Below are 25583 nucleotides of genomic sequence, written 5' to 3'. Positions count from 1 at the left end.
AGTAACACGCAGCTATTTTCAAGAAAAATACGTTCCTTTAACAGAGTATGGTTTATTTCTCGCCACTTGTGAGTGTCAGGTTGCTTAATGTGAGCTTGAACTCATGTCTAAACCGATAATTTTTATGCCTAATTAGCAAGAGGTGACCATTCGGTAAAGCTTAGCGAAGACAGCAAGAATAAGAGAGATTTGTTACGCATTTGAGAGAGCAGGTAAGAAAAAGCCCCTCTGAATGAGAAGGGCTTGGTTGCTCGAGTTCGAGTTTAACTTTCTTTGTAGTGCTCTAAAATCAGTTGGCTGATTTGCGCGATCAGTTGATCGCGAGCTTGAAGCGAAAGGTCGGTGTCTGTGACGTAAATACTGATGTAAACCGGCTTGTAGTTGTCTTTCCAGATCATCGCGCTAATGCCGCGTGAACCGTAGTTACCTGCGCCAGAGCGGTCTGCAATCGACCAGCCTTTTGGCAGAACAGAGCGCATGAGCGAATCCGATACTTTGTTGTCTTGCATCCAGATTTTCAGCTGTGTGCGTGACTCGTAAGATAGGGCGTTATCTTCCATCAAGGTATGTAGGGTGTTTACCATGGCGTTAGGCGTTGTGGTGTCTCGCTTATCGCCCGGTTTTGCTTCATTCAAACGGGGTTCCAATCGGTCAAGTCGCGTTGCTTTGTCGCCAATAGATCGCAAAAACAGCGTGACCGCTTTAGGACCACCAATTTCATTTAGCACTAAGTTCGCGGCGGTGTTGTCGCTCATCAACATGGCGGCCTCACAAGCGTGTTCGATACGTGTGCTTTGTCCAGCCAGTTTATCCATCACCGGAGACCAAACCACAATATTGCGTTCATCGATTTTCGCTGTGGCATTTTTGTTGAGTTTGCCGCTGTCCATGTCGCTTAGCATGGTGGCACACGCTAACGTTTTGAATGTGCTCATTAATGGGAAACGTTCGTCTCCGCGATAATCCCAACGCTCGTCCGTTTGTGTATCCCAGACTGACACTCCAATTCGCCCAGATGTTTGTTTCTCGATGAGGGAGATGTCTTCGTTTAATTTGGAGGCGTAACTAACAGTTGAGCAAACCATCAGCCCAACCAACAGGAATAACTTTTTCATGCGTGGTGTTCTTCGTTCTTTTGGTTTTGATTCGCACTTTGGCGATGTTAAGCAAACTATAACGAGTGAATACTCTAACCACTGTTAAATCCCTGTCGATTTTCTGTAGGATTCTGCGCAATACCTCCAAGTTTGTTATTGACCTTAGGTATATTGTGGGTTTACTCAACTTTACGAATATTGACGTTGCATTACGCTAGAAAAACTAAACTAGAGTTGTCGTCAATTTGAGAGTGATGTTCATGAAAACTGTACGAAATTTTGTATGGATGATAATTGCCGCCGTGTCTGTGTTGTGGTGGATGAGTGAACCGCAACTACTGTCCTCGACCCAATTCTTCCAATGGCGCTCCGCGCTTATTCAATATTCTGGTGTTTTGTCGTTGGCTTTGATGTCTATTGCGATGGTGTTGGCGCTGCGCTTACCTGTGATCGAGCAATGGGTTCACGGGATGGATAAGGCCTATCGTGTGCATAAATGGCTCGGCATTGCGGGGGTTAGCCTCGGAGTCGTGCATTGGTTGACGTATAAAGTGCCAAAATGGCTAGTGTCGGCAGGAGTGCTCGAAAAACCAATCAAACACACCGGGGTTGGGCCTTCTGGGAACAACTTTGTCGGTTTAGAACTCTGGGTCAAAGAGTTGCGCGATGTGGGGCTTGGTTTGGGGGAGTGGGGTTTTTACCTGCTCTTAGCATTGCTCGTGGTGTCATTGTGGACGGTTGTTAAATACAAGCCATTTAAGTTGTCGCATCGTTTAATGGCTGCTGTGTATTTGATGATTGCTGTTCACTCCGTTTTGTTGATCAAGCACGCGTACTGGGGTGAGCCAATTCATTTCGTTGCCTTGGGCTTTGCCTTGATGGGCTCTGTAGCTGCCGTTTATAGCTTGCTTGGTTTTGTCGGACGAGCAAATCGCCATCCCGCCAAAGTGGTGTCGACTCGCTACTTCCCTCAAGCGCGAGTGATGGAGCTGGTTTTGGCGCCAAGCAATAGCGGCCAAGGAAAACCTTGGCAAGGACACAAAGCTGGGCAGTTTGCTTATGTTCGTTTTGGTAATGAAGATCCGCATCCGTTTACGATTGTTTCAGGTGAGCATGAACCAGAGGTACGCTTTTTGATCAAAGAGTTGGGTGATTTCACTACGGATTTGTACCACAGGGTTAAAATTGGTGAAGAAGTGATGGTTGAAGGCCCTTACGGACGCTTGGCGTTTGACGTCAATAAGCCCCAGATTTGGATTGCGGGTGGTGTTGGGGTCGCGTCGTTCTTTGCCATCTTAGCGTCACTAAAATCGCTAAAAACGCATCCTCCTGTGCATTTGTTTTACTGCACGCGAGGTTTGGACAGTCACTTAGTGGACGAGTTGTGGAAAATGGCACGTCTTGCGCAAGTGAAGCTGAACGTGATTGATACGGCGGTGTCTCCTCGACTTAACGTAGAGCGTATCGCGAGCGAATGTGGCGATTTAGCGCGTTATGAGTTCTATTTCTGCGGGCCTGAAGCTTTTTCGCAAACACTGAAAAAAGAGTTGAATGCTTATCGCGTCGATACCGAACGTCATTACCATGAAGAGCTGTTCGTCATACGATAGTAGCAGGGATGAACGAAACAAAAAGGAGCTGAGTGCAGCTCCTTTTGTCTTGTTGTATTCATGTCTAACGTATTGTCATCGTTAGATTATCTTGTTTAAGCCGAAGCCTACTTATAACCTTACAACTTCACTTTTTTGACCATGCCAGCTTCTGCGTGGCCTGGAATGTTACAAGCAAACTCTACGTTGTTGTCTCCGTGGAAGTGCCACAAAATCTGTTTTGCTTTACCCGGTTCTACGGTGACAGCATTGCCAGAGTCGTGCATGTGATTACCTGACATGTTTTTCATCATCTCACGGTGCTCAAGTTGTTCTGCTGCAGAACCGATGGTGAACTCATGATCGATTTTGCCCGTGTTCATCACCACGAACTGCACGACGTCGTTCGGCTCGATTTTTACGTCTTTCTTGAAGGTGATTTTCATGTCATCGCTCAAAATTACATGGACGACTTTATCCGGTTTCGCCCCATTCGCTGGCATACCCACAGCTGACATTCCTGCCATGCCTTGCATGTTGGAGTGATCCATTTTTGAATGATCCATCGGCATCTCGCCCATATTCATGTTATCCATCGACATCGAACCATGGTCCATTTTGCCGTGATCCATGTTGTCGTGGTTCATGTTCGAGTTATCCATTTGTGCGAATGCGCCTGCTGATACCATAGTTAGAGCAAGAGTGATAAGTGTCTTTTTCATGTTGATTTCCTTTACTATCAATGAAGTAGTGCGCCATTGCGGTTTGTACAATGGCGCTTGTTGTTTATTTCTCTGGGTTTTGTGTTTTGTTGACTTCTCGCTGCTTCCACAGCTTGAAGATGGCTGGTAACACCAGCAGAGTCAGTAGTAGGGCAGAGGCCATGCCGCCAATCATTGGTGCAGCAATGCGCTGCATGACTTGAGAGCCAGTACCTGAGCCATACATGATAGGGATAAGGCCAATGATGACCGTGAGAACCGTCATCATGACCGGACGCACACGCAGCCCCGCGCCTTCTCGAATGGCATCGGTTAAATCACCAATTTGCAGAGCTTGTTGGTTTTCTTCTGCGTGAAGTTTTTTGTGGTGCCACGCTTGGTTGAGATACACCAGCATGATGACGCCTATCTCCACCGCAACGCCGGCGAGTGCGATAAATCCGACCCCCACGGCGATGGAGAAGTTGTAGTTGAGGTAGTGCATCAACCACAAGCCACCAACCATCGCTAAAGGCAAAGTCAGCATGATGATCAGCACCTCACCCACACGGCGGAAGCTGAAGTAAAGCAACATCATGATGATCACCAAGGTTATCGGCACGACCACACTCAAGCGATCTTTCGCGCGTTCCATGTATTCGTATTGACCAGACCAAGCGAGCGAATATCCAGCCGGGAGCACCAGTTGGTCAGCCACTGCTTGCTGCGCTTCCACCACATAAGAACCAAGGTCTCGGCCATCGATATCCACAAACACCCAGCCGTTAGGACGTGCGTTTTCGGTTTTGATCATCGGCGGACCGTCTTCGTAACGAATGTCAGCGACATCAGCGAGTGCGATACGCGCTCCATTTGGTGTCACTAGCGGTAAGTTTTGCAGCTTAACCACAGAGTCACGGTAGTCTTGCGGGTAGCGAACGTTAATCGGGTAGCGTTCCAAGCCTTCAATGGTTTCTCCAACATTCATACCACCGACAGCGGTTGAGATGACTTGCTGAACGTCTTTGATGCTCAATCCATATCTCGCGGCAGCGCGGCGTTTAATGTCGATTGTTACGTAACGGCCACCAGCTACACGCTCGGCATAAACCGATGAAGTGCCGCGAACGTTGTTCAAGATAGGTTCTAACTGTGCACCAATCTTTTCGATCTCTTTCAGGTCTGGGCCTGCGATTTTGATCCCGATTGGTGTCTTAATACCCGTCGCAAGCATGTCGATACGCGTTTTGATCGGCATTACCCACGCGTTGGTTAGCCCCGGGAACTGCACGAGATTGTCGAATTCTTTGCGCAATGACTCTGTGGTCACGCCTTCACGCCATTGGTCATGAGGTTTGAGCTGAATTACTGTTTCAATCATGGTGAGTGGCGCAGGGTCGGTGGCGGTTTCTGCACGGCCAATCTTGCCCCAAACCGTTTTAACTTCCGGTACGGTTTTGATCAGCTTGTTGGTTTGCTGAACCAACTCACGTGCTTTACCGATGGAAATGCCCGGGTAGGTGGTCGGCATGTACATCAAATCGCCTTCATCCAATGGTGGGATGAATTCGCTGCCTAGTTGGCTAGTTGGGTAGTACGCCGATGCTAATAGGCCGAGCGCCAGTACGATCATCGCTTTCGGATATTTCAAGCTCAGATTAAGCAATGGACGATACAGCGCAACCAGACCACGGTTAACAGGGTTCTTATGTTCTGGCAGTATTTTACCGCGAATAAAGTAACCCATTAGAACGGGCACGAGCGTGATCGCAAGTGCTGCCGCTGACGCCATAGCATACGTCTTGGTAAAGGCGAGAGGAGAGAACATCTTGCCTTCTTGACCTTCCAGTGCAAACACTGGAACAAAGCTTAACGTGATGATAAGCAGCGAGAAGAATAGGGGCGCACCCACTTCTTCAGCGGCTTTGCCAATCACTTGCCAGCGGTTCTTATCCGTGAGTGGCGTTCGCTCAATGTGCTTGTGGACGTTTTCTATCATTACGATGGCACCATCCACCATTGCACCGATGGCGATGGCAATCCCCCCGAGCGACATGATGTTGGCATTAATGCCTTGAGAATGCATCACGATGAACGCAGCAAGGATACCTACAGGCAAGCTCAGGGCGATAACCAATGAAGAGCGAATGTGGAACAAGAACAGTGCACAGACGATGGCTACGACGATGAACTCTTCCGCTAATTTCTTCCAAAGGTTATCGACAGCTGCATTGATCAGCGTAGAACGGTCGTAAGTGGCGACGATTTCAACACCATCCGGCAAGCTACGCTGTAAATCTTCCAGCTTGTCTTTAACTTTGCTGATCACTTCACTTGCGTTTTCGCCATAGCGCATCACGATCACGCCACCCACCGCTTCACCTTCGCCGTTAAGCTCAGAGATACCGCGACGCATTTGCGGACCTAAGTTGATATCAGCAATGTCGCCCAATAAGAGCGGTGTGCCTTTGTCGGTCACTTTAAGCGGCAGCGATTTAATGTCTTCGATGCTGGTCAAGTAACCGGTGGTGCGAACCATGTGCTCAGCTTCAGCAACTTCAACTACGGATGCCCCCGTTTCTTGGTTGCCGTTTTGAATCGCCATGTTTACTTGTTGCAGCGTTAAGTTGTAAGCACGCAGCTTCGCCGGATCAATCTGGACTTGATACTGCTTAACCATACCGCCTACGGTTGCAACTTCAGAAACGCCATCGACGGTTTGCAGTTCGTACTTTAAGAACCAATCTTGCAAACTGCGCAGCTCGGCAAGGTCATGTTGACCCGTTTTGTCTTGCAATACATAGCTGTAGACCCAGCCCACACCCGTTGCATCTGGGCCTAAGGTTGGTTTTGCACTTGGTGGTAATTTAGGTGCAACTTGGCTTAGGTATTCCAAAACACGTGAACGTGCCCAGTACATGTCGGTATCGTCGTTGAAAATGATGTAAACGTACGAATCCCCGAAGAAGGAATACCCACGAACGGTTTCTGCACCCGGTACGGCGAGCATCGCGGTGGTTAGTGGATAAGTGACTTGATCTTCCACCACTTGCGGTGCTTGACCCGGGTAGCTGGTTTTGATGATCACCTGAACATCAGAAAGATCCGGAATTGCGTCAACAGGCGTATTCTTTACACTGTAAAGTCCTGCTAAAACAAGCATTAAGGTCGCGATCAAAACCATAAAGCGGTTATTGAGTGACCAACGGATAATTGCTCCAATCATAGTTAGCCCTCGATCGCTTCAATTTGTTTCAAAACGTAGTCAGAACCTTGTTTTTCAACTAGAAATCGGACTTTCTGACCTTCCTTGAAACCGGATAAATCCACTTCATCACCCACAGAGAAGTTCATTTCACCGGCATCCCAGCTCCATTCTGAAACCGGAAGGTGATTGAGCGTGATCATGCCAAAATCCGCCATTAGCATGCTGATGTCTCCCGTTACCCAAACGTCAGTCGCGAGAACGGTGTCATCGGCTTTGTAATCGACGATTTCGTATTGACCCGATGCGGCTTTTTGAATTTCGAACTCAATAGCTTGGCCCTTTTGCAGCGAGCCCATATCGACGCCGTCAGCGAGGGTAAAGTTCATAACCATCCCCGGCCAATCCCACTCTGGTACGGGCTGGTGGTTGATGGTCAACATGCGATGGTCTTTCATCACATCAGTGATCTCGCCCTTCGTCCAAGCCGTTTGTGCAGTGGCTTCGGTCGGTGATGAAATGCGCGATAGATCAGCCGTTTGGCTCGATTCTGAATCCAACATAAAGTGAGCCGAGGTTACGATGCGATCGTCTTGAGTCAGGCCTTGTAGTACCTCGATTTTGTCGTCAGCTTCACGACCGACTTCGATGCGCATTGAGCGGTATTTGCCGTCTCCCTCAGACAGCACGACGCGAGTCATACCCCCCGAGCGGATAACGGACGACTTTGGAATGGTTAATACCGCGTTGTCGCTGACAGGTTGCAAGGCAATATTGGCGAACATGTTCGGTTTCAGCTCGCCATTGGGATTAGAGAATTTAAGACGAACACGAAGCGTGCGCGTTTTAGGATCCAAAATTGGATATACATAATCGACGCTGCCTTGCCACTCTTTACCCGGAATCGCATCCAACGTCATAGTGGCGTCGCTGCCTGCTTTCATCCAGTGAGCTTGGCGCTCAAACACTTCGGCATCCACCCATACGTTTTCAAGTGGGCCCGCGCTGATCACCGCTTGAGCAGGGGATAGGTAACCACCTTCACGAACGTTCAAACTCGCGATGACGCCATCTTCCGGAGCTTTAATTTCAATAGTTTGCGATGCTTTCCCGCGTTGAGTAATGGCTTTGATTTGAGAACGATCAACACCAAGTGTCACCAAACGTTCTGTCGCGCCTTTCACTAGGCCACTACGCCCAGTTCGGTAGGCGTTCAGCAGCTCTTCTTGTGCTTTGACTAGCTCAGGAGAATACAGCGTGAACAGCACATCGCCTTTGTTGACCTTTTCACCCACGGCATTGATGTAAAGCTTTTCAACCCAGCCCGCCACGCGAACGTTGGTTTGCCACAAATGGCTTTCGTCAAACGCGATATAGCCGACAGTTTCAATCCGAGGTGAAAGTTGCTCTAAAGAGACTTGAGCGGTTTTTACACCTAAGTTGTTTTCAACCGATGGGTCAATTTTTACCGTGCCGGGTTTGTCTTGTTCACCTGCGAGGTCTTCGGCGTACACTGGGATCAAGTCCATACCCATTGGCGATTTGCCCGGTTTGTCGCGCTTATAATTTGGATCCATTGGTGCAACCCAATAGAGTGGCTCGTTTGAGCTGCTTGCAGCGCTACCGCCTGTGCCGCTCATGTCGTGGTTTGCACCAGATAGGTACTGATTAACGCCAAACCCTAGTGCCCCGCCAACAAGCAGAGCGATGGTTGCTATCTTGATTGAATTTGAACTCATTCCTAATTCCTTATTTTCCCCATGAGGCATGACAGCGATGTTGATTGTTTATTGGTGTGCATTCGCCATCGTCCCCAAACTTGGGTTCTTTCATGTTTTTGTTTTAGTTCGCGCTTGCTTCAGGCGTGATGTTGGGTGTGGATACTTGATATTCGAAACCACCCAATAAAGCCGCTAAGTTGCTGTTTACGATGTTTAAATCGGTAATAAGACGTTGCTGTTCGAGCTTTAGCGCCAGCTCGTCTGTGCTTGCCATGATCACGTCGTTAAACTGTGCGGTATTGTTTTGATAACCCCTTTCTACCGCGTGAATACGAGCTTGAACTTGGGGAAGTAAGGTGGATTGATAACGCTCTAAACGCTGACTCAAGTTGGCGCGATCAACCAGCAATGTGTTGACCTTCGCGTTCATCTGAGTCAGTAACGTATCTTTTTGTGAGCGAGCAGCACCCACTTGATACTGCGCGGCGGCTAAGTTGCGGTCTTGGCGATTACCAGTGAACAGGGGAATGTCCATTGTTAGATACGCGCTCACCAAATCCGATGCAGGTTCGCCTTTCATATTGTTGGCTTGACGATAAGCGTACATCACTTCCACACCGAATTGAGGCGTGTAAGCTTGCTCTGCAATGTCCACTTGAGTTTCATTGGCAGAAATACTTACGTCTGCCATTTTCACCATCGGGTGCTCACTCAACTGTTGGTAGTGCTTGGTCGTTTCGCTATTTGCAGACAACTTTTGGTTCAATGACGCCCAAGTCAGTGTGTTGCTGGCTTGAAGTGTTGAGCGTCCGTTTTGGGTATAGGTATTGAGCCAGTCAGAGCCCAACCATTCTGAGAGTTGGGAGACCAAACGGCGCTGCATTTGTGCGTTGGCTTGCAGCTTTTCATCCAACTTACTCACTTGAAGCTGTGCATTCAGTAAATCTTGCGCTTCACTTTTTCCGATTGAGTAATTGGTTTGAATGAAGTTTTCCATTTCCGTCATGAGCCGACGGTTTTCTAGCAAAATTTGCTCTGCTTTCTGCTGATAGCCCAACTCCAACCAAAGCTGAGTCATGCTGTTTGCCACTTCAAGCTCCCGTGCGTGAACTTGCAGAGACAAACCATCGGCTTGTTGATTGGCTTTCTTTTGTTGAAGATCGAGCGTCGAGCCACGTTCGAACTGTTGCATCAAACCGACGGAGATATTGGTCATCGGATCTTCGTCAAATTTGAAGCTATCGACAGGCAAACCACCAAAACCGACTTTCAGTTTCGGGTCCATCAAGGTTGCGCTGGCTACGCCTGTTTCACGCATCGCTTCCGATTGAGCATAGAATTGCTTGCGGTTGCCATCGTTGCTCAACGCGATGCTAATGAGGTTTGCTAGCTCATTGGTTGATTGGGCTTGGATTGACTGAGCTTGCGCTTCTTGTTGTGCTTTCGTATTGGTTGGCGATTGCGCCACCACATTGAAAGCCGGTAGGGCAACCAGAGCCAGTGAGCATACTGGTGCCACTAAGCGATTTGGGTTGAATTCCATAATTTACATCCAAATTGATACCAAGCTCTTTTGCGTTTCGGGAACTATTGAACCGAGCGGGAGAGCGTTGGTATTTGCCAAACGGATGACGCACTTTTTTATCGCTAAATAGCAGGTAACAAATGGAGTTACGAGCGAATAGCTGAGGCGAGCACGCTATCAGTTGGGCGCAAAGAAACTGCCTGCAAAGGGATGCAGGGTCGAATGCTTTGTATGGATTAAACTATCGGAGGCCGATACAAATCATGGGTGACTTGTACCACTGGTGCGGTGATTTCTGAGGCAATGGATGCGCGATAAGCCAGTGGGGATAGCTGGCTGACAGGGGCTGGTAACGGGACGAAAACGAATGAACAAGATGCTGTGCAGCAATTGTGGATCATGCCGGAGCCATCAACACAGCTCATGGTCATTTCTGTAGAGTCGGAGCTCAACGATGAGGCCATCTCCATGCTCATGCTCTGGGAGCCGCAGTGATCGTTCGCGCTTGCCATTTCTGTCATGTGTTCAGGCATCATAGCGCCACTCGACATCATTTTGATACTCATTAAAGGCGCGCTATTAACCACGCTAGATACCAGCAGTATCAGCGTTGTACATAACGTTAGCCAAATTGTATGCAGTGATTTAAGGCGCATACGGAGTCCAGTCAAAATGAGTGTAAATAACGAGTAACCGCTTAATAATAAAGGTTACCCTAGGGGGAAAGTCAAGCATTCACCCCCAAGTAAGCGTGAGATATTTGGTGCATCTTGGGAGAGGTTAGACATATTAATCGCCAATAAATATCTCTTTATTGAGTTTTTTGTCACACGAACTTTCCATGGTAGGGGTTATCCTTATAGAATGTAAGGTTTAACGTGCCTGCTTCGGGGGTTGTATGATAGAAATTGTCATCGATGGAAAATATAGAATTGTAGAAGAGGGGCTAACCCTTCTGGAAGCAGCCAAAGTGTGTGGGGTCGAAATCCCTTCACTGTGCGGAATGAACAAAAGTAACGAGAAAATTCCGTGTGATTTGTGTGTTGTCGAAGTGGAGAGTGGCGGAACTAAGCGCGCCTGTGATCTCAAAGTGTACCGCGGTCTCAATGTCGTCACACAATCAGAACAACTGAGTGAGCACCGCAGAAAAGCGCTCAACCGAATCATGACGGACCACTACGCCGACTGTGAAGCTCCATGCAAAACGGCGTGTCCTGCTGGGGTAGACATCCAATCTTACCTCTACCATATCTCGCAAAACGATCATCAAAAAGCGATTGAAGTGATTAAACGCACACTGCCAATGCCGTTGTCGATTGGGCGCGTGTGTCCGGCATTCTGCGAAAGTGAGTGTCGCCGTTCTTTGGTGGATGAGCCGATTGCCATTCGCCAACTCAAACGCCATGCCGCAGACGCAGATTTAGCGGCGCATGAAGCGTATGTCCCAGAGAAAAAACCAGCGAAGCATCGTAAGATCGCCGTTGTTGGTAGTGGCCCCGGTGGCTTAACGGCAGGTTATTACTTGTCGAATGAAGGTTATGACGTCACCGTATTTGAGTCCATGCCAAAAGCAGGCGGTTGGCTACGCTACGGCATTCCTGAATATCGCCTACCCAAAGACATTCTAGACAAAGAAATCGAACTGATGTGCCGCAACGGCATGCAAGTTGAAACCAACAAAAAGCTTGGGGTTGATTTTACGCTGTCTCAATTGAGTGAAGACTACGATGCTGTCTGTTTGGCAGTGGGGGCGTCTCAAGCGGTAGAAATGAGTTATTCTGGTAGCGACTTGGACGGTTGTTATCTCGGTGTTGATTACCTGAAAGATTACGTTACAGAACAAAACTACGTTACGAGCAAAAAAGTTGCCGTGATTGGTGGTGGTAACACTGCGATCGACTGTGCGCGTACGGCGCGTCGTGCGGGTGCCGATACCACTTTGATCTATCGTCGAACTCGCGACGAAATGCCGGCCGAAGACTACGAAATCGTCGAAGCTGAACATGAGGGCGTGAAGTTCCATTTCTTGACGAATCCGGCGGAAAACATCGCGGATGAAAACGGCCGGGTGAAGGCAATTCGATTAGAGCGAATGGCGTTAGGTGAGCCAGATGCGTCTGGTCGTCGTAGCCCGAAACCAACGGGTGAGTTCTTTACTGAAGCATTTGATACCGTGATTGCAGCGGTATCGCAAAAGCCGGATCTCAGCTTCTTAGAAAACGATGATTTGTCTATTCCACTAACGCGTTGGAACACATCTGAGTCCGACTCGCAAACCATGCACACGGGTACGGGCAATATCTTCAGTATCGGTGATTTTCGTCGTGGTCCTGCGACAGCGGTTGAAGCAGTGGGAGACGGGCGAGTTGCGGCAAAAGCGATTGATCTGTTCCTCAATGGCGATATGGCGGATATGCCGAAACCTGCGTTCAACTCTCGTAAAGAGAAAAAACTGGCGCAGGTTGACCCACTTCATTTTGAAAACATCCAAAAAGTTGCTCGTTCAATCATGCCGGAGTTGACTCCAGCGCAGCGTGAGCAGAGTTTTGCTGAAGTGGAACTGGGCTTTGATAACGAAGAGGCCATGAAAGAAGCGGCGCGCTGCTTAGAGTGTGGTTGCCAAGCGAATACCGACTGTGCCTTGCGAGATTACTCAACGGAATATCATGCCGAGCAACATTTCGATGTTTCCGTGGACGTTTCCTCTGCTAGCGTGATTGGTCATCAAGATTGGCTCGATTTACGTGCGAAAGATCTTCGTCATAAATACGAAGTAGACCGCAGTTCTGAGTTCATTGAATTTGATGCTAACCGCTGCATTAGTTGTGGTCAGTGTATTCAAGCATGCCGTGAGCAAGCGGTACATGGTGTGTTGAGTTTTGTGTCGGATAAAAATGGCCGACCAGCTTTACGACCAGATGATCGTCCACGATTCCGCTCCGATGAAAAAGGCGCAAGTTGCAGCGGTTTGACGCTCATGGGCGATTCAAAATGCGTGCAATGTGGTGCGTGTGTTCAGGCATGTCCAACGGGCGCGATGGTGGACAGCCGTGACCGCTCTCAAGGCAGAACCGAACATTTAAAAGCCGTCGATACCATTTGTACCTATTGTGGTGTGGGTTGTAAGTTGACCATGTTTGTCGATGAGCGACAAAACAAAATCCGCTATGTAAAAGGTGCGGATTCGCCGGTTAACCAAGGAATGCTGTGCGTGAAAGGCCGTTTTGGTTTTGATTTCATTAGCAGCGAAGAGCGTTTAACGACACCACTGATTCGTAAAGATGGTTGGTTGCAGCCAGCAAGTTGGGACGAAGCGATTCAGCTAGTGGCTTCGAAGCTTTCGACCATCAAGCAAGATTTTGGTAACAACGCACTGGCCGGATTCTCTTCAGCGAAAACCACTAACGAAGATAACTACGCGTTTCAAAAATTCATCCGTCGTGAACTTGGTACGAACAACGTTGATCACTGCGCACGTTTGTGTCACGCATCAAGTGTGACAGGGCTTGAAGCATCGTTGGGGAGTGGTGCGATGACCAACGACATTCCAAGCATTAAGCATTCCGATGTGATCTTTATTATCGGTTCTGACACCACATCTGCGCATCCGATCATCGCTTCGCACATCAAACAGGCGATTCGTCATCACGGGGCACGCTTGATTGTGGCAGACCCGAAACGAGTGGACATGGCCGAACATGCAGAGCTGTACTTAGCGCATCGACCGGGTACGGATGTTATGTTGCTCAACGGCGTGATGCAGCAAATCATCAAAAATGGTTGGTACGATCAAGAATACATCGAAGAGCGCGTCGACGGCTTTGATACCTTGCTTCAAGAGGTGATGTCACCAGCGTACAACCTCGACAAAGTTGAGTTAGTGACGGGCATAAAAGCGGACGATATTTTCGCGATGGCGCGAATGATTGGTACGGCAAAACGCACGGCGGTGTATTACTCAATGGGTATTACCCAGCATACAACAGGGCACGACAACGTTCGTTCGATTGCAAACCTGCAATTGTTGTGTGGCAACATCGGTATTGAGGGTGGTGGTATTAACCCACTGCGCGGTCAATCAAACGTACAAGGTGCGTGTGATATGGGTGCTTTGCCGAACTGCTATCCGGGATATCAAAAGGTGTATAACCCGATTGTTCGTCAGAAATTCGCGATTGAGTGGGATGCGCCGAACTTACCTTCTGAGCAAGGGCTTACCCTAACGGAAATCATCGATGCGGCGTGCAAACGAGAAGTTCGCGGGATGTACATCATGGGCGAAAACCCAGTACTGAGCGATCCAAACCAAGCACACGTGATTGAAGGGTTGGAAGCACTCGACTTCTTGGTCGTGCAAGACATCTTCCTCACCGAGACGGCGCAGTACGCCGATGTGGTATTGCCTTCTTGTTCATTTGCGGAAAAATCCGGTCACTTCACCAATACTGAGCGACGCGTGCAGCGCGTTAATGCGGCAGTGAAAGCGCCGGGTGAGGCGAAAGAAGATTGGTGGATCATTCAAGCGATCGCAAACGCGATGGGCAGCGATTGGCATTACCAGTGTGTTTCTGAAATCACTAGCGAGATCGCGCGTGTAACGCCGCAATATGCAGGGTTGCGTTGGGACGCGATCACGCCGAACGGTGTTCAATGGCCAAGTAACAAGAACAATCCAAACGGTACTCGTATCATGCACCAAACCCAATTTACCCGAGGGAAAGGGCAAATGGTGGGCGTGCCGTTCCGTTATGCAGCCGAGTTGCCTGATGAAGAGTATCCTTTGGTGCTTACAACAGGGCGTGTGCTAGAACAGTTCCACACCGGTACGATGACACGCAAAACGAAAGGGTTGGATAACCTTGCTGGGCCAAGAGCGATGATCAGCGTTGAAGATGCTGAAGCAATTGGTATCCATAATGGTCAGCGCCTAAAAGTGTCGACTCGTCGTGGCAGCATCGAAATTGATGCGTTTGTGACTAAGCGAATGCAAAAAGGCGTCGTGTTTATTCCTTTCCATTTCGTTGAGTCGCCAGTTAACCGCTTGACGACTACGGCAACGGACCCGCATGCGAAAATTCCTGAATTCAAAGTCGCAGCGGTTAAGATTGAAATCAGTGAAACGGCCGCTCAACCAGAGCCTGTCGAGGAGGCGGTACACCACGTCTAACATCAACGCTTCACGCACTGGCGAGTTGAGAAATTGCATTTAAGCTTATGATATGTAATAGCGAAACGAGCAGTGCGTGTGTCGAGCGTTTTTAAGTGGATAATATTGCTTCTACCTGCTCTTATTTGGCTGGCGGTCAGGCAAATTGAACATATTTGGTGGGCGGAGAATCTTACCTCGATTCCCGCCTTCATTGTGTTCACTTACGTTGTTTTAGCCTCGGCGTTTTTTATCGCTCGCCGATGGTTGCAAAGTGCATTTTCTGCCTTTGTCGCTATTTTGTTTGTCTTGTTACTTGTTCCGCCGCAGCGCAGCCATGTGGCGTCTTGTTCGCAGTCTTTGAGCGTCATTCAATTCAATCTTTTTTACGAAAACTCATACATCAATCAGTTCATCAACTATCTGTTGAGGCATCCTGCTGATTTGGTGGTGATGCAAGAGCTGACGCCGCGTGTTGGCAGCCTCTTGCACATGTTGGATGATGTCTATCCGCATTATTATGGTGGCCAACGTGACGTAGGGTACCCATCAAATTTGATGATTCTTAGCCGACACCCGATCACGGAGGTTTCGGTTTATCGTGCGCCAAATGGACAAGAAGTCATCAGAGCGGTTTGGTTGCCTAAAGGTCAAGTACCGATCACTTTGTTTGCGGCTCATCCACCGTCACCAAGAACCAGCGAGCTTTGGCATCAAAGAAATGCGCTGGTGCGAACCATAGAAACGCTGACCGCGCTTTATCCTGAGCCAGAGGTGTTGGTTGTGGGGGATTTCAATCTCTCCTCGGTTAGCCCTCGTTTTTCTGCGCTGTTCCCGAGTTTTCAAACCGCGCCAGTGACGAGCTGGCCAACTAACATCAAAGGCATAAACGTGCCAGAGCCGATGATGATAGGTATTGATCACTTGTGGCTAAAATCTGAGCAAGGACAGCGAATCATTTGCTCTCGTGAATCCTCTGCTTTACCACAAGGCTCAGATCACCGCATGGTGACAACCCAGATTGGTGTGCATATTCCATAGTTCAAGCTCTTAGAATTTGTCATGTTTCATAAGTAAAACCGGTACTGAGCTTGTCATAGAATTGACTGTCTCTGACGATCCTCTGTTATTTGAGCAAGTTCTATAACCTAAACTTTGCTCGCTTCCTATACTGAATTAACGAAGCAGAGTTTTTATAACAACAAGAGGCAGCTTGCATGACAAGAACAACCTCATTTGCACTCGTTCTATTACTGATGTGCGCATACTTTGGTTACAACCGTTATTACGTGTATCCGCAGCAGTTGGAAACACAGGCCAAATCCATGTTGATACAAATGGCAAATCGCGAAGAGTGGATGGATGTGTTTGAAATGATGAACCGCGTAGAAGCTCACAAAGGGCATTTAGAGCTTGCTGCGCATGTTAAATCCTCTGATGGCAAACGTGCTTACAGTGAAGGGTTCATCACCTATACCGACCGAGACGGGATGGTATGTAAAGAAGTGGTTTTTAACTTCAAAATTAACTCGTTGAAGAATTACAGCATTTCTGACTTACGCGATTGTTCTTTTGGTGAATATTACTAAACCGAATCGTGCCATTGAGCATTGCCTGTTAGGCATTCAAATTTCCAAACAAAAATAGCCTCATTGTCGAGGCTATTTTTGTTTCTGAGAAAGAGAAAAAATGGGTAACTTTAATCGAGCGACTTCTTAAACCTTAGTGACGCGACGACCAATCCAAATACGGTAAACCCGAGCAACCAAAGGGTATCTCGCCACAAGTCCATCAGATCCGCTCCTCGCAACACTATGCCTCGAATCATGCGCATAAAGTGAGTGGCGGGCAGGGCTTCTGAAATCCACTGTGCAGCGACTGGCATGCCCTCGTAAGGGAACATAAATCCAGACAGTAGAATCGAAGGCAGAAGAATGAACACCGTCATTTGCATGGCTTGAAGCTGTGTTGTGGCGATGGTGGATATGACCAATCCTAAAGTTAAGCTGGCGGCGATAAACAACAAGGTTCCAAACAGAATTTGGCTGATTGCACCGTTAATTGGTACGCCGAAAATCCAATGTCCCAACCCTAGAATGATGAAAACCTGAATTAAGCCGACAAAGATATACGGCACGATTTTCGCCACCATTAGCTCTATCGAGTGGATGGGCGTGGTGATTAATAGCTCCAAATTTCCCCGTTCACGTTCTCGTACAATCGCGGCACTGGTGAACAAAATCATCGTCATGGTGAGAATCACACCGAGTAAGCCGGGTACGATGTTGACCGCAGAACGCCGACTTGGGTTGTAGTAGAGTGCGACTTCGAATGTTTTGCTTGGCGCTGGGCGAATCTCGAAATCAAAATCGGTCAATGGCATGGTTTGCAACGACAATATTGCCGAGCTGATCATGGTATCTGATCCATCCACAATCCATTGCCCAAGCTCTCGACCTTGCATCATGCGTTGTGTGAGATCGCTTGGCAAAATCAGCACGGCGCGCACAATACCATCTTGAATCGCTTGTTCGGCCTCTTGCGCGGTGGCATAGGTTTCTTTGATATCCACCACTTGAGTGACTTTTACGGACTGGGTAATGATCCGCCCGGCGTTGCTGCCACTTTGGTCGACAACACCTACCGGAATGTTGCGAATGTCCGTATTGATTGCGAAGCCGAACAGCAAAAGCTGGATAAGCGGGATCATCACCACCATGCCAAACGTGATTCGGTCACGGGAAAGTTGGCGAATCTCTTTGATCATGACGGCTTTCATGCGAGCGATAGGTTTCATCATTGGCGGCCTTTCCCTGTCACGCTGACAAAAACATCTTCTAAGCTTGGGCGAGCGTGGTTCATTTCAGCGTTTTGAAGTTCAGGAAACGTCTGCTTTAACCATTCAATCGGCTGCTCGACATGCTGGTGGATAAGGATGCGTAAACGAATCCCCAACTGCGCCGCAGAGCGAACTTCGTCACGTTGAATCAGCTTTTCTTTGAGTTCACGAAGTTTGTCGGCTTTCACCTCAATGATATTAACGCCCATCTGTTCCATTAACTGTTCGGGTTCGCCATCGGCACGAATTTCGCCCGATTCCATGATCGCCAGACGGTGGCAGCGTTCCGCTTCGTCCATGTAATGCGTGGTGACCAAAATCGTCGTTCCTTGATCGCACAAGTCGAACAATTGCTCCCAAAAATCGCGTCGATTTTCGGGGTCAACGGCGGATGTCGGCTCATCCAAAAATAGCAGTTCGGGTTTGTGCATGGTCGCCGCGGCGAGTGAAAGGCGCTGCTTTTGACCGCCACTCATGCCGCTTACGCGCTGTTTGCGCAATTGATCCAACCCGTAAGTGGTGAGCTGCTCTTCTATCCGCTCTTTCAGCGACTTGCTGCTTAAACCAAAAATTTGCCCAATAAATTCAAGGTTCTCTTGAACGGATAGGTCATCGTACAACGAGAACTTTTGTGTCATGTAGCCAATTTTGAGCCGCAGTTGTTCGGATTGTTTTGGGATTTCTAACCCAAGCACATCCACACTGCCTCCGCTTGGGCTGAGAAGGCCGGTGAGCACACGAATGGTGGTCGACTTACCACAACCATTTGGCCCCAAAAATCCGTAAATACTGCCTTTGGGCACGTTGAGTGTGATGTTATTGATAGCAGTAAAGTCGCCGAACTTTTTGACCACATTTTGAGCTTGAATTGCATACTCGGTCATTGGCTTACTCCACCAAATCTACTTGGGCAGGCACACCGGACGGCAACGTTTTTGCAGACTCAGGTAAATCAACTTCTGCTAGATACATCAATCGTGAACGTTCTTCTTCGGTTAGTGCGAAGTAGGGCGTGAATGAAGGTTCACTAGCCACCCAACGAACGGTGCCTTGTAATGGATTCTCAAGGCCATCGATATTTACCGTCACGGTTTTCCCAGGAATAAACCCGATTCGATAATCGGCAGGAACATACACTCGCGCATACGGTACGCGGTTGGCTTGAATCACGGCAACCACACCGTTCACTGGTACGCGTTCGCCAAGATTGTAAGGCAAATTATCGAGCGTACCGTCACGCGTGGCCGTGATGGTGAGTTCTGCCAGTTTTTGCTCTTGCAACGCTACTTCGGCTTTTGCCGCCATTAAAGCGGCTTTAGCTTGTTCGATGTCTTCGAGGCGAGAACCTGCGGTGAGCTTACTGAACTCTTCTTTTGCTGAGTCTAATTCGGCTCTCGCCGAGTCCCTTGCCGCAAGAGCTGAATCTTTTTCGGATTGGCTGATGAGTTTTTTACGCACCAGTTCGGCTTTGCGTTGATAGTTTTTCTGCGCTTCGGTGAGCTGCGCTTCCGCTCGGGCTACGCGTGCCGATGCGGCAGCAATGTCTTCTGGGCGTTCACCATTGGTCAATTTAAGCAAATACGCTCCCGCTTTGGCTTGCTCGGCAACGGCGTGTGCAAGAACGGCTTGTTGATTCTTAGTATCGAGCTGAACCAACACTTCCCCTTCACTGACCAAGCTGCCTTCTTTGACGGGAAGGGCTCTAATTATCTCATTAGATGTGGCGGTAAACGTTACACGGTCACGCTCTAAGGTGCCAAGCGCTTGGTGCGTGTTATCTTTTGAACAGGCGCTTAAAAGGGCAATAATCAATGTGCCAAAAATGATTCGCTTCATAGTGCGGTGCTTCCTTTGAAGAAGTAATGCATGAATAGATAACTTGCGAACGGGAGCGTGTTGATTGAGCCCGCTAACCCGTCGCTAACCGCCATCCATAACGATTTCTTTTTAGAGCTTAGCATTTTATCTACAAGCGATTCTTTTTAAATAGAGAGGCTTAGCGTTGGAAGAGGGCTATGAAGGCCTCAATTTAAAGAACCTTGACCAAGCTCCGGTTTTTATCGGCAAATGACATTAAAAAAGCCCAGCGATGAGCGCTGGGCTTGAATAGATAAGAATGACGTGAGTGACTATGCAGTTTTGAATTGACCGACGATCTCTTGTAGACCTACCGCCAGCTCACTTAAATCGCGACATGCAATTGCTGTTTGGCGTGAACCTGTCGCCACTTCACTAGAGAACTGGTTGATGTGTTCTACGTTACGATGCAGCTCTTCTGTTACCGAGCTTTGCTCGCTGCAAGCACTCGCAATTTGAATGCTCATTTCAGCAATGTTATCTGCGCCTTTTTCGATTTGTTCGATGGTTGCACCGGCTTTTTGTGCTTGCTCAACGCACTCTTGAATCAAATCGCTGCTGTTGTTTGTTGCTGAAACGGCACTCTTCGAACAATTTTGCAGTTTAGAGATGATCGTGATGATCTCTTCGGTTGAAGCTTGAGTGCGGCTTGCTAGCGTTCTCACTTCATCCGCTACGACGGCAAAACCACGGCCTTGTTCACCAGCGCGCGCAGCTTCAATGGCAGCGTTAAGCGCAAGCAAATTGGTTTGTTCCGCGATGTCTTGGATAACGTCAACCACAACACTAATGTTAGACGCATCTTGTTCCAGTTCTGTCACCATGTTGCCAACCGATTGAATCGCCAATGATGCTTCGTGGATTTGGTTAATACATTCCTGAACGACACCGCGGCCTTCTTTCGCATCGTGAGAAGCACTGTTTGCCGTTTCTGACGCGGCTTCGGTGTTGCTGGCGACTTCATTTACTGTCGCTTGCATCTCGTTCATTGCTGTTGCGATAAGGTTTAGCTGAACTTGTTGCTCATCCATGCCGGTTGAAGTCTGTTCGGAAATCGCGCTCACTTCTTCAATGGCGGTGCCTACTTGAGCTGTGGTTGACGAGATACTGTCGACCAAAGTAAGCAACTTCGCTTGCATATCAACGCAGGCATCTGCCAAGGTGCCAAGCTCATCATGACCAATTTTGTTACGTGGAAGCTGGTAAGTTAGATCGCCTGACGCGATTTTTGATGCCATGTTTACCACGTAATTTAGTGGTGTGCAGATCTGTTTGGTTAGGAATAGGCCTAGCGTAAAACTCAATGCCAATAGCGCGACGATAGCAATAATGCTGTAGGTGATTGCGCTGCGCACTGCTTCATGAGCGCTAGAAATATCTTCTTGTACGTAGGTTTGGTTTAGTTCCACTAAATCACGAATCGCATCGGATAATTGTGTGAATGTAGAAAATCCGTTTAACAATGTTTCATTTGCTTCATCGATTTTATTGTTCAATAGCAACTTCGCGTATTCATTGTTAAACGCACTGTATTTAACCCAGGCACTTTTTACTTTATTGAAAGCGTCTCGGTCGCGTTGATCCCATAGTCCTTTCTCATATTGGTCTAGATATTTATCAATTTTCTGTTCAGATTTTTCTAATCCGGCTACCCATTCCATGAATTGAGGGTGATTCACATTGGTTAATAAAGAGAATTCATCCTTTCTTAAAATTCCGAGTTCAATTTCGGTATTTTTTACGAGCAATACGCTAGGTACGGTGGTTTCAGAAAATACGGTAAGTTTTCCTTCTATCATCTTGATTTCAGATGTAAAGAAAACGGAGAGAGCGATAACAGATAACGAAATGATCAAAATCAGCGCACTGATTTTATACTTGATACTTAAATTAGAAAGTTTCATAGACTCACTGATAATGGGGGTTTGAAAGGCTCGGAGTCTATTACTGAGATTTGAAATATAGTGTGATTAATGTCTCAAATAAATTTATCGTGAATAAAATTAAGTCGTAATCTAAATGTTCATAATTAAAATAAATCCTTGTTATTTATAAAATTAATTATAATTTTATAAATAAATGGAAATTAATAATGTGTTTCAATTTGGTGTTTATAGGAAAATTAACTGTTACATGATTATTATTTATTTTATCCCGATTTTTGTTTCTTATTATAGCGTTTGCTAATGAAACTTAGATCTTGAACATAAAATACATTCTTCGTCTTTAATATAACACTTGAAAGTAACTGTAAGTCGAGGCTTTCATGCTCAAGTCTGACATACTGTTTAAAACGCCAAACCACTTTAACTGCAAACGGCGATGTCGTTGCGGTTTTAAATGAGCAATTGCTTCACATTTTAAGTGGCTGATTCGTAAAATGGATTGCGGTCTGCCATGACAATAGGCAAGGTGTTGAATAATACGAATCACTCATATAAGGCCATCCATGACAACAACTGGTCACGTGCATTTTTATATTGGCACTTACACCAACCCACCGAGTACGAGCACGGGCATTGCGCGTCTATCGCTGAACACTGAAACGGGTGAACTGACTCGGCTTGACGATGATGTTGTAGTTCAACGTAATCCGTCCTATCTCACGATCACCGAACACGGACTGTATACGTTTAGCGAAATGGATAGAAATGAAGGTGCAGAGCTCGCGTTTTTTCGCGGTAGTGAATCCGTCTCTTTGCCGATAAATGGCGATTATCCGTGTCATTTGGATATCAAAGAACCGTTGTTGGCGGTTGCTAATTATGGCTCTGGAAATGTTAGCGTATTTCAATTGGATGGCGATGGTAAACCGCTTGGTTTATTGGCGGATTTATACGTTGATGGATGCGGGCCGAATTTAGAGCGCCAAACTTCTCCTCACGCTCATCAAGTCACGTTTTTAAAGCACAGTGATCAATTGGTTGTCGTAGACTTAGGCAGTGATAGCGTCCTTATTTATGATTACGATGCCCAGCCGCCGGATTTTTCACTGTCGCAAGTGATTCATTTGCCCGCGGGTTCGGGACCGCGCCATGTGGTGTTTAACCAACAAGAGTCGACAGCGTATGTGGTTTGCGAACTGTCAGAAACCTTGATTGTACTGGTGAAGCACCAAGATAAATGGCTTATCTCGAATCAAACAGAATTATTAGAAGGGGAAGAGAATCAGCAAGCGGCGGCGGCGATTCGTCTTTCGCAAGATGAAACGTTTTTGTATGTCTCTTGCCGAGCTCAGAACAAAATCAGTGTGTTTGATGTGTCTGGCGATACGCCGAAAAGGCGAGCAGCCATTCACTGTGAAGGTTTTTTTCCACGAGATTTTGTGTTGTCTCATGATCAAAAGTGGTTGTTGGTTGCCAATCAACATTCCAACAATGTGGTGAGCTTTCGTCGCAATCCTCAAATCGGTGAAATTACCCCAACGGGTTATGACTGTGAGATAGGCTCTCCAGTGTGTATTGTCGAACAACCTTTGTAACGATTAACGCTGAAACAACAGGAAATAGAAAAGCCTAGCGGGCGGCTAGGCTTTCAGGACAAAAACAGTTAACGCCAATCTTCAACGTACAGTTAGACGTAAATTTTGCCTTTCATATACAACACACCATCACCAGATACTTTGACGCAATCCTCTTTGACTTCGCAGTACAGAACGCCACCACGCGCTGATGCTTGATACGCCACTAAAGATGCTTTGCCGAGCTCTTGCGCCCAATATGGTGCTAAGCCTGCGTGGATTGATCCTGTGACAGGGTCTTCATCTCCGCCGTTAGCTGGCCAAAAGTAGCGAGATACAAAGTCGTATTGATTGCCTTTTGATGTGACGACGACATCGTAAGGGGCGAGTTGTTTCAGTTGGTCGGATCGATATTGAACATCAAAAACGGTTTGCTCATCTTCCACGATGACGAAGTAAGCTTGTGGACTAAGCAGTACGTGTGTTATTTCGCAGTTTAATCCCTCAATCAATTGCGTAGGAATGTCGTTGACGGGGTGTGGCGCTCTTGTCGGAAATGTCATTTCAATCTTGCCAAGTGCGTTCTTAATTACGGTTAAGGTGCCCACTTTTAATGTGTGAAACTCAATACTTCCTGTAACGCAGAGTTGGTCGAACAACACCATAGAAGCGGCGAGCGTTGCGTGTCCACAAAAGTCGATTTCTGTAAGTGGTGAAAACCAGCGTATTTCATATTGATTCGTCCCAATCGTTTTAACAAACGCGGTTTCAGAGAGGTTGTTTTCCGCTGCAATGTTTTGCATTAGCTCTGGTTCTAACCACTCTTGTAAGGGTACGACTGCGGCTGAGTTGCCTTTAAATTGCGTGTCTGTAAATGCGTCAACGACGTAGATATCCAGTTCCATTTTGTCTTCCTTGTTTTCTGAGCAATTAGTTAGCATAAACCAGATGCAACTCAGAGAATAAGAAATTTATGCTTGAATCTTAAAGTGTCAAAATAGACGATTATTTTATATTTTGTGATACTTATTGATGTGTCTTGGCTTGGGTTGATGAATAGACTTGATTTGAACTCATTGAAAGGAAGAAACACATGAAAGCGATTCACAAGTCTGTTTTGGCCCTTAGCGTTTTGGTTATCGGCTCTGCCCATGCTTTTGAACTAAAGAGTAAAGATATTCAAGAAGGTCATCCAATGGCGAAGACATTTGAATATTCAGGTTGGGGATGTGATGGTGCGAACCAGTCTCCACAACTGATGTGGAAAGACGTTCCAAAGGGTACGAAAAGTTTTGCGATTACCGCGTACGATCCTGATGCACCAACAGGCAGTGGTTTTTGGCATTGGATAGCGTTTGATATTCCAGCCTCAGTTAACGAATTGCCTCGTGGCGTTGATATCAGCAAGCTCGGCGGTAAGGAGTCTCGTATCGATTACGGTACTACTGGTTTTGGCGGCGCATGTCCTCCAGAAAAAGATGGTATGCACCGCTACCAGTTTACCGTTTGGGCCTTGCCAAGTGACAAGTTGAACTTGGATGAGAACACGCCAGCGGCGGTTGTGGGATTCACGTTGAATAGTGTCGCATTGGACAAAGCGAAGTTAACCGCCACTTACACACGATAATTGAATAAGAAAGGGGAGAAGATGAGCCACCAATATCAAGTCACGTTATTTCGTGCGGAGCAGCAACAAAAGCTGCGTAACGTTCGGATTCATTCCCCGAGTATTATCCAGATCATTAAAGGGAGTAAGCGTCTGTTTTGGAAAGACGAAGCGTTCGATATTCTTCATCCTAATATCATGCTTTGTGAAGCAAACGCTTCGCTGAATTTTGAAAACCTTCCTCAGCAAGGGCGTTTTCTCTCTCGAATGTTCAGCTTTCACTGCGTGCCGAGTGATGACATGCTGGAGCTGAGTATGAGCAGTGCGCTTGGCGAAAATGTACCCGCGGTGGAGACAGATAAAGCGTTGCAAGCAACGCTGAATGCGCTGTTTTCTTTTGAGCAAGAGAGCTTGAGTGAAGCGACGCAACGTTATTGGGTGTTGGGGTTGTATCAGCAGTTAGCGGAAAGGGGATTATTGCATCGACTTTTTACCAGCTCGAACACCTCATTTAGCGAAAAACTCAGTCGCTATTTGTCACGCTCTCCGGGCGATGATCATCCTTTGGAACGGGTGGCTGAGCGTTTTGCTATGAGCCGAGCAACGTTGATACGCAAACTCAAGCAAGAGGGTACTCAGTATCGCGAAGTGCTGGCAGAAGTGCGCTTAAATCACGCACTCTACCTGATGCAAAATGGTTCATACAACGTTGCGTTGCTCGCGCAGTTGTGTGGTTATCAATCGGAAGGGCGTTTTAGCCAACGCTTTCAAGGCAAGTTTGGTTTAACGCCCAGCGAGTACATCAAAACCGTTGCCAGTTAGTACCTAACATTGCTA

The 25583-nt window shown here is 47.4% G+C and carries 18 protein-coding genes; 7 read left to right on the top strand and 11 right to left on the bottom strand.

What is annotated here, in order from left to right; genetic code table 11:
- Nucleotides 1-263: 263 nt before the first annotated feature.
- A complete protein-coding gene (locus ACF8CV_RS05510; protein WP_005459715.1) occupies nucleotides 264-1115 on the bottom strand; it encodes a carbenicillin-hydrolyzing class A beta-lactamase CARB-18 in 852 nt (283 codons plus the stop codon).
- A gap of 242 nt (nucleotides 1116-1357) precedes the next feature.
- Here ACF8CV_RS05510 and ACF8CV_RS05505 point away from each other — a divergent pair, with 242 nt between their 5' ends.
- Nucleotides 1358-2707, top strand: coding sequence for a ferric reductase-like transmembrane domain-containing protein (locus ACF8CV_RS05505; RefSeq protein ID WP_171055938.1), 1350 nt, complete (start codon nucleotides 1358-1360; stop codon nucleotides 2705-2707).
- A 119-nt stretch (nucleotides 2708-2826) separates the two neighbouring features.
- Here ACF8CV_RS05505 and ACF8CV_RS05500 read toward each other — a convergent pair whose 3' ends face one another.
- From ACF8CV_RS05500 to ACF8CV_RS05480, 5 genes are all read right to left on the bottom strand, one after another.
- Nucleotides 2827-3408, bottom strand: coding sequence for a cupredoxin family protein (locus tag ACF8CV_RS05500; protein ID WP_021450693.1), 582 nt, complete (start codon nucleotides 3406-3408; stop codon nucleotides 2827-2829).
- Between the two features lie 64 nt (nucleotides 3409-3472).
- A complete protein-coding gene (locus ACF8CV_RS05495; protein WP_025503983.1) occupies nucleotides 3473-6613 on the bottom strand; it encodes an efflux RND transporter permease subunit in 3141 nt (1046 codons plus the stop codon).
- Nucleotides 6614-6615: 2 nt separating this feature from the next.
- Nucleotides 6616-8331: an efflux RND transporter periplasmic adaptor subunit gene (locus tag ACF8CV_RS05490; protein ID WP_138938029.1), complete on the bottom strand. Its 1716-nt coding sequence runs from the start codon at nucleotides 8329-8331 to the stop codon at nucleotides 6616-6618.
- Between the two features lie 103 nt (nucleotides 8332-8434).
- Nucleotides 8435-9856 (bottom strand): TolC family protein, encoded by a 1422-nt coding sequence (locus ACF8CV_RS05485; protein WP_171055937.1) that lies wholly within the window; start codon nucleotides 9854-9856, stop codon nucleotides 8435-8437.
- 218 nt (nucleotides 9857-10074) lie between these two features.
- Nucleotides 10075-10494 carry a hypothetical protein gene (locus tag ACF8CV_RS05480; RefSeq protein ID WP_025508335.1) on the bottom strand — a complete coding sequence of 140 codons (420 nt, stop codon included), beginning with the start codon at nucleotides 10492-10494 and terminating at the stop codon, nucleotides 10075-10077.
- 242 nt (nucleotides 10495-10736) lie between these two features.
- Here ACF8CV_RS05480 and fdhF point away from each other — a divergent pair, with 242 nt between their 5' ends.
- From fdhF to ACF8CV_RS05465, 3 genes are all read left to right on the top strand, one after another.
- Nucleotides 10737-15005, top strand: a complete 4269-nt coding sequence (fdhF, locus tag ACF8CV_RS05475; protein ID WP_138938027.1) for a formate dehydrogenase subunit alpha — start codon at nucleotides 10737-10739, stop codon at nucleotides 15003-15005.
- 72 nt (nucleotides 15006-15077) lie between these two features.
- Nucleotides 15078-16025, top strand: coding sequence for an endonuclease/exonuclease/phosphatase family protein (locus ACF8CV_RS05470; protein ID WP_138938026.1), 948 nt, complete (start codon nucleotides 15078-15080; stop codon nucleotides 16023-16025).
- Nucleotides 16026-16201: 176 nt separating this feature from the next.
- On the top strand, nucleotides 16202-16573 hold the full coding sequence (locus tag ACF8CV_RS05465) for a hypothetical protein (protein WP_005487881.1): 372 nt from the start codon (nucleotides 16202-16204) through the stop codon (nucleotides 16571-16573).
- A gap of 110 nt (nucleotides 16574-16683) precedes the next feature.
- Here the strand turns inward: ACF8CV_RS05465 and ACF8CV_RS05460 are convergent, their stop codons facing one another.
- The 4 genes from ACF8CV_RS05460 to ACF8CV_RS05445 form a co-directional block, all read right to left on the bottom strand.
- Nucleotides 16684-17781: an ABC transporter permease gene (locus tag ACF8CV_RS05460; RefSeq protein ID WP_171055951.1), complete on the bottom strand. Its 1098-nt coding sequence runs from the start codon at nucleotides 17779-17781 to the stop codon at nucleotides 16684-16686.
- Nucleotides 17781-18707 carry an ABC transporter ATP-binding protein gene (locus tag ACF8CV_RS05455; RefSeq protein ID WP_025503973.1) on the bottom strand — a complete coding sequence of 309 codons (927 nt, stop codon included), beginning with the start codon at nucleotides 18705-18707 and terminating at the stop codon, nucleotides 17781-17783. Before ACF8CV_RS05455 ends, ACF8CV_RS05460 begins: the two co-directional genes overlap by 1 nt.
- Nucleotides 18708-18711: 4 nt before the next feature.
- The gene (locus ACF8CV_RS05450) at nucleotides 18712-19659 is read right to left on the bottom strand and encodes an HlyD family secretion protein (RefSeq protein WP_046873728.1); all 948 of its coding nucleotides are present in this window, start codon (nucleotides 19657-19659) and stop codon (nucleotides 18712-18714) included.
- A gap of 293 nt (nucleotides 19660-19952) precedes the next feature.
- On the bottom strand, nucleotides 19953-21584 hold the full coding sequence (locus ACF8CV_RS05445; protein WP_138938024.1) for a methyl-accepting chemotaxis protein: 1632 nt from the start codon (nucleotides 21582-21584) through the stop codon (nucleotides 19953-19955).
- Between the two features lie 545 nt (nucleotides 21585-22129).
- Here ACF8CV_RS05445 and ACF8CV_RS05440 point away from each other — a divergent pair.
- Nucleotides 22130-23161, top strand: coding sequence for a lactonase family protein (locus ACF8CV_RS05440; protein WP_138938023.1), 1032 nt, complete (start codon nucleotides 22130-22132; stop codon nucleotides 23159-23161).
- Between the two features lie 92 nt (nucleotides 23162-23253).
- Here ACF8CV_RS05440 and ACF8CV_RS05435 read toward each other — a convergent pair whose 3' ends face one another.
- Entirely contained in the window at nucleotides 23254-24045 is a 792-nt protein-coding gene (locus ACF8CV_RS05435) for a PhzF family phenazine biosynthesis protein (protein ID WP_138938022.1), read from the bottom strand.
- A 188-nt stretch (nucleotides 24046-24233) separates the two neighbouring features.
- Between ACF8CV_RS05435 and ACF8CV_RS05430 the strand changes: the two genes are divergently transcribed.
- Together ACF8CV_RS05430 and ACF8CV_RS05425 are read left to right on the top strand one after the other, a co-directional pair.
- Complete coding sequence (locus ACF8CV_RS05430; RefSeq protein WP_017447872.1) at nucleotides 24234-24767, top strand: YbhB/YbcL family Raf kinase inhibitor-like protein; 534 nt, start codon at nucleotides 24234-24236, stop codon at nucleotides 24765-24767.
- Nucleotides 24768-24788: 21 nt separating this feature from the next.
- The gene (locus tag ACF8CV_RS05425) at nucleotides 24789-25568 is read left to right on the top strand and encodes a helix-turn-helix transcriptional regulator (RefSeq protein ID WP_171055935.1); all 780 of its coding nucleotides are present in this window, start codon (nucleotides 24789-24791) and stop codon (nucleotides 25566-25568) included.
- Nucleotides 25569-25583: the final 15 nt, after the last annotated feature.

This window comes from Vibrio sp. zbq_1 (assembly GCF_043102935.1).
GTDB classification, from domain to species: Bacteria; Pseudomonadota; Gammaproteobacteria; order Enterobacterales; family Vibrionaceae; genus Vibrio; species Vibrio parahaemolyticus.
This window is presented reverse-complemented; position numbering and strand designations above follow the sequence as displayed.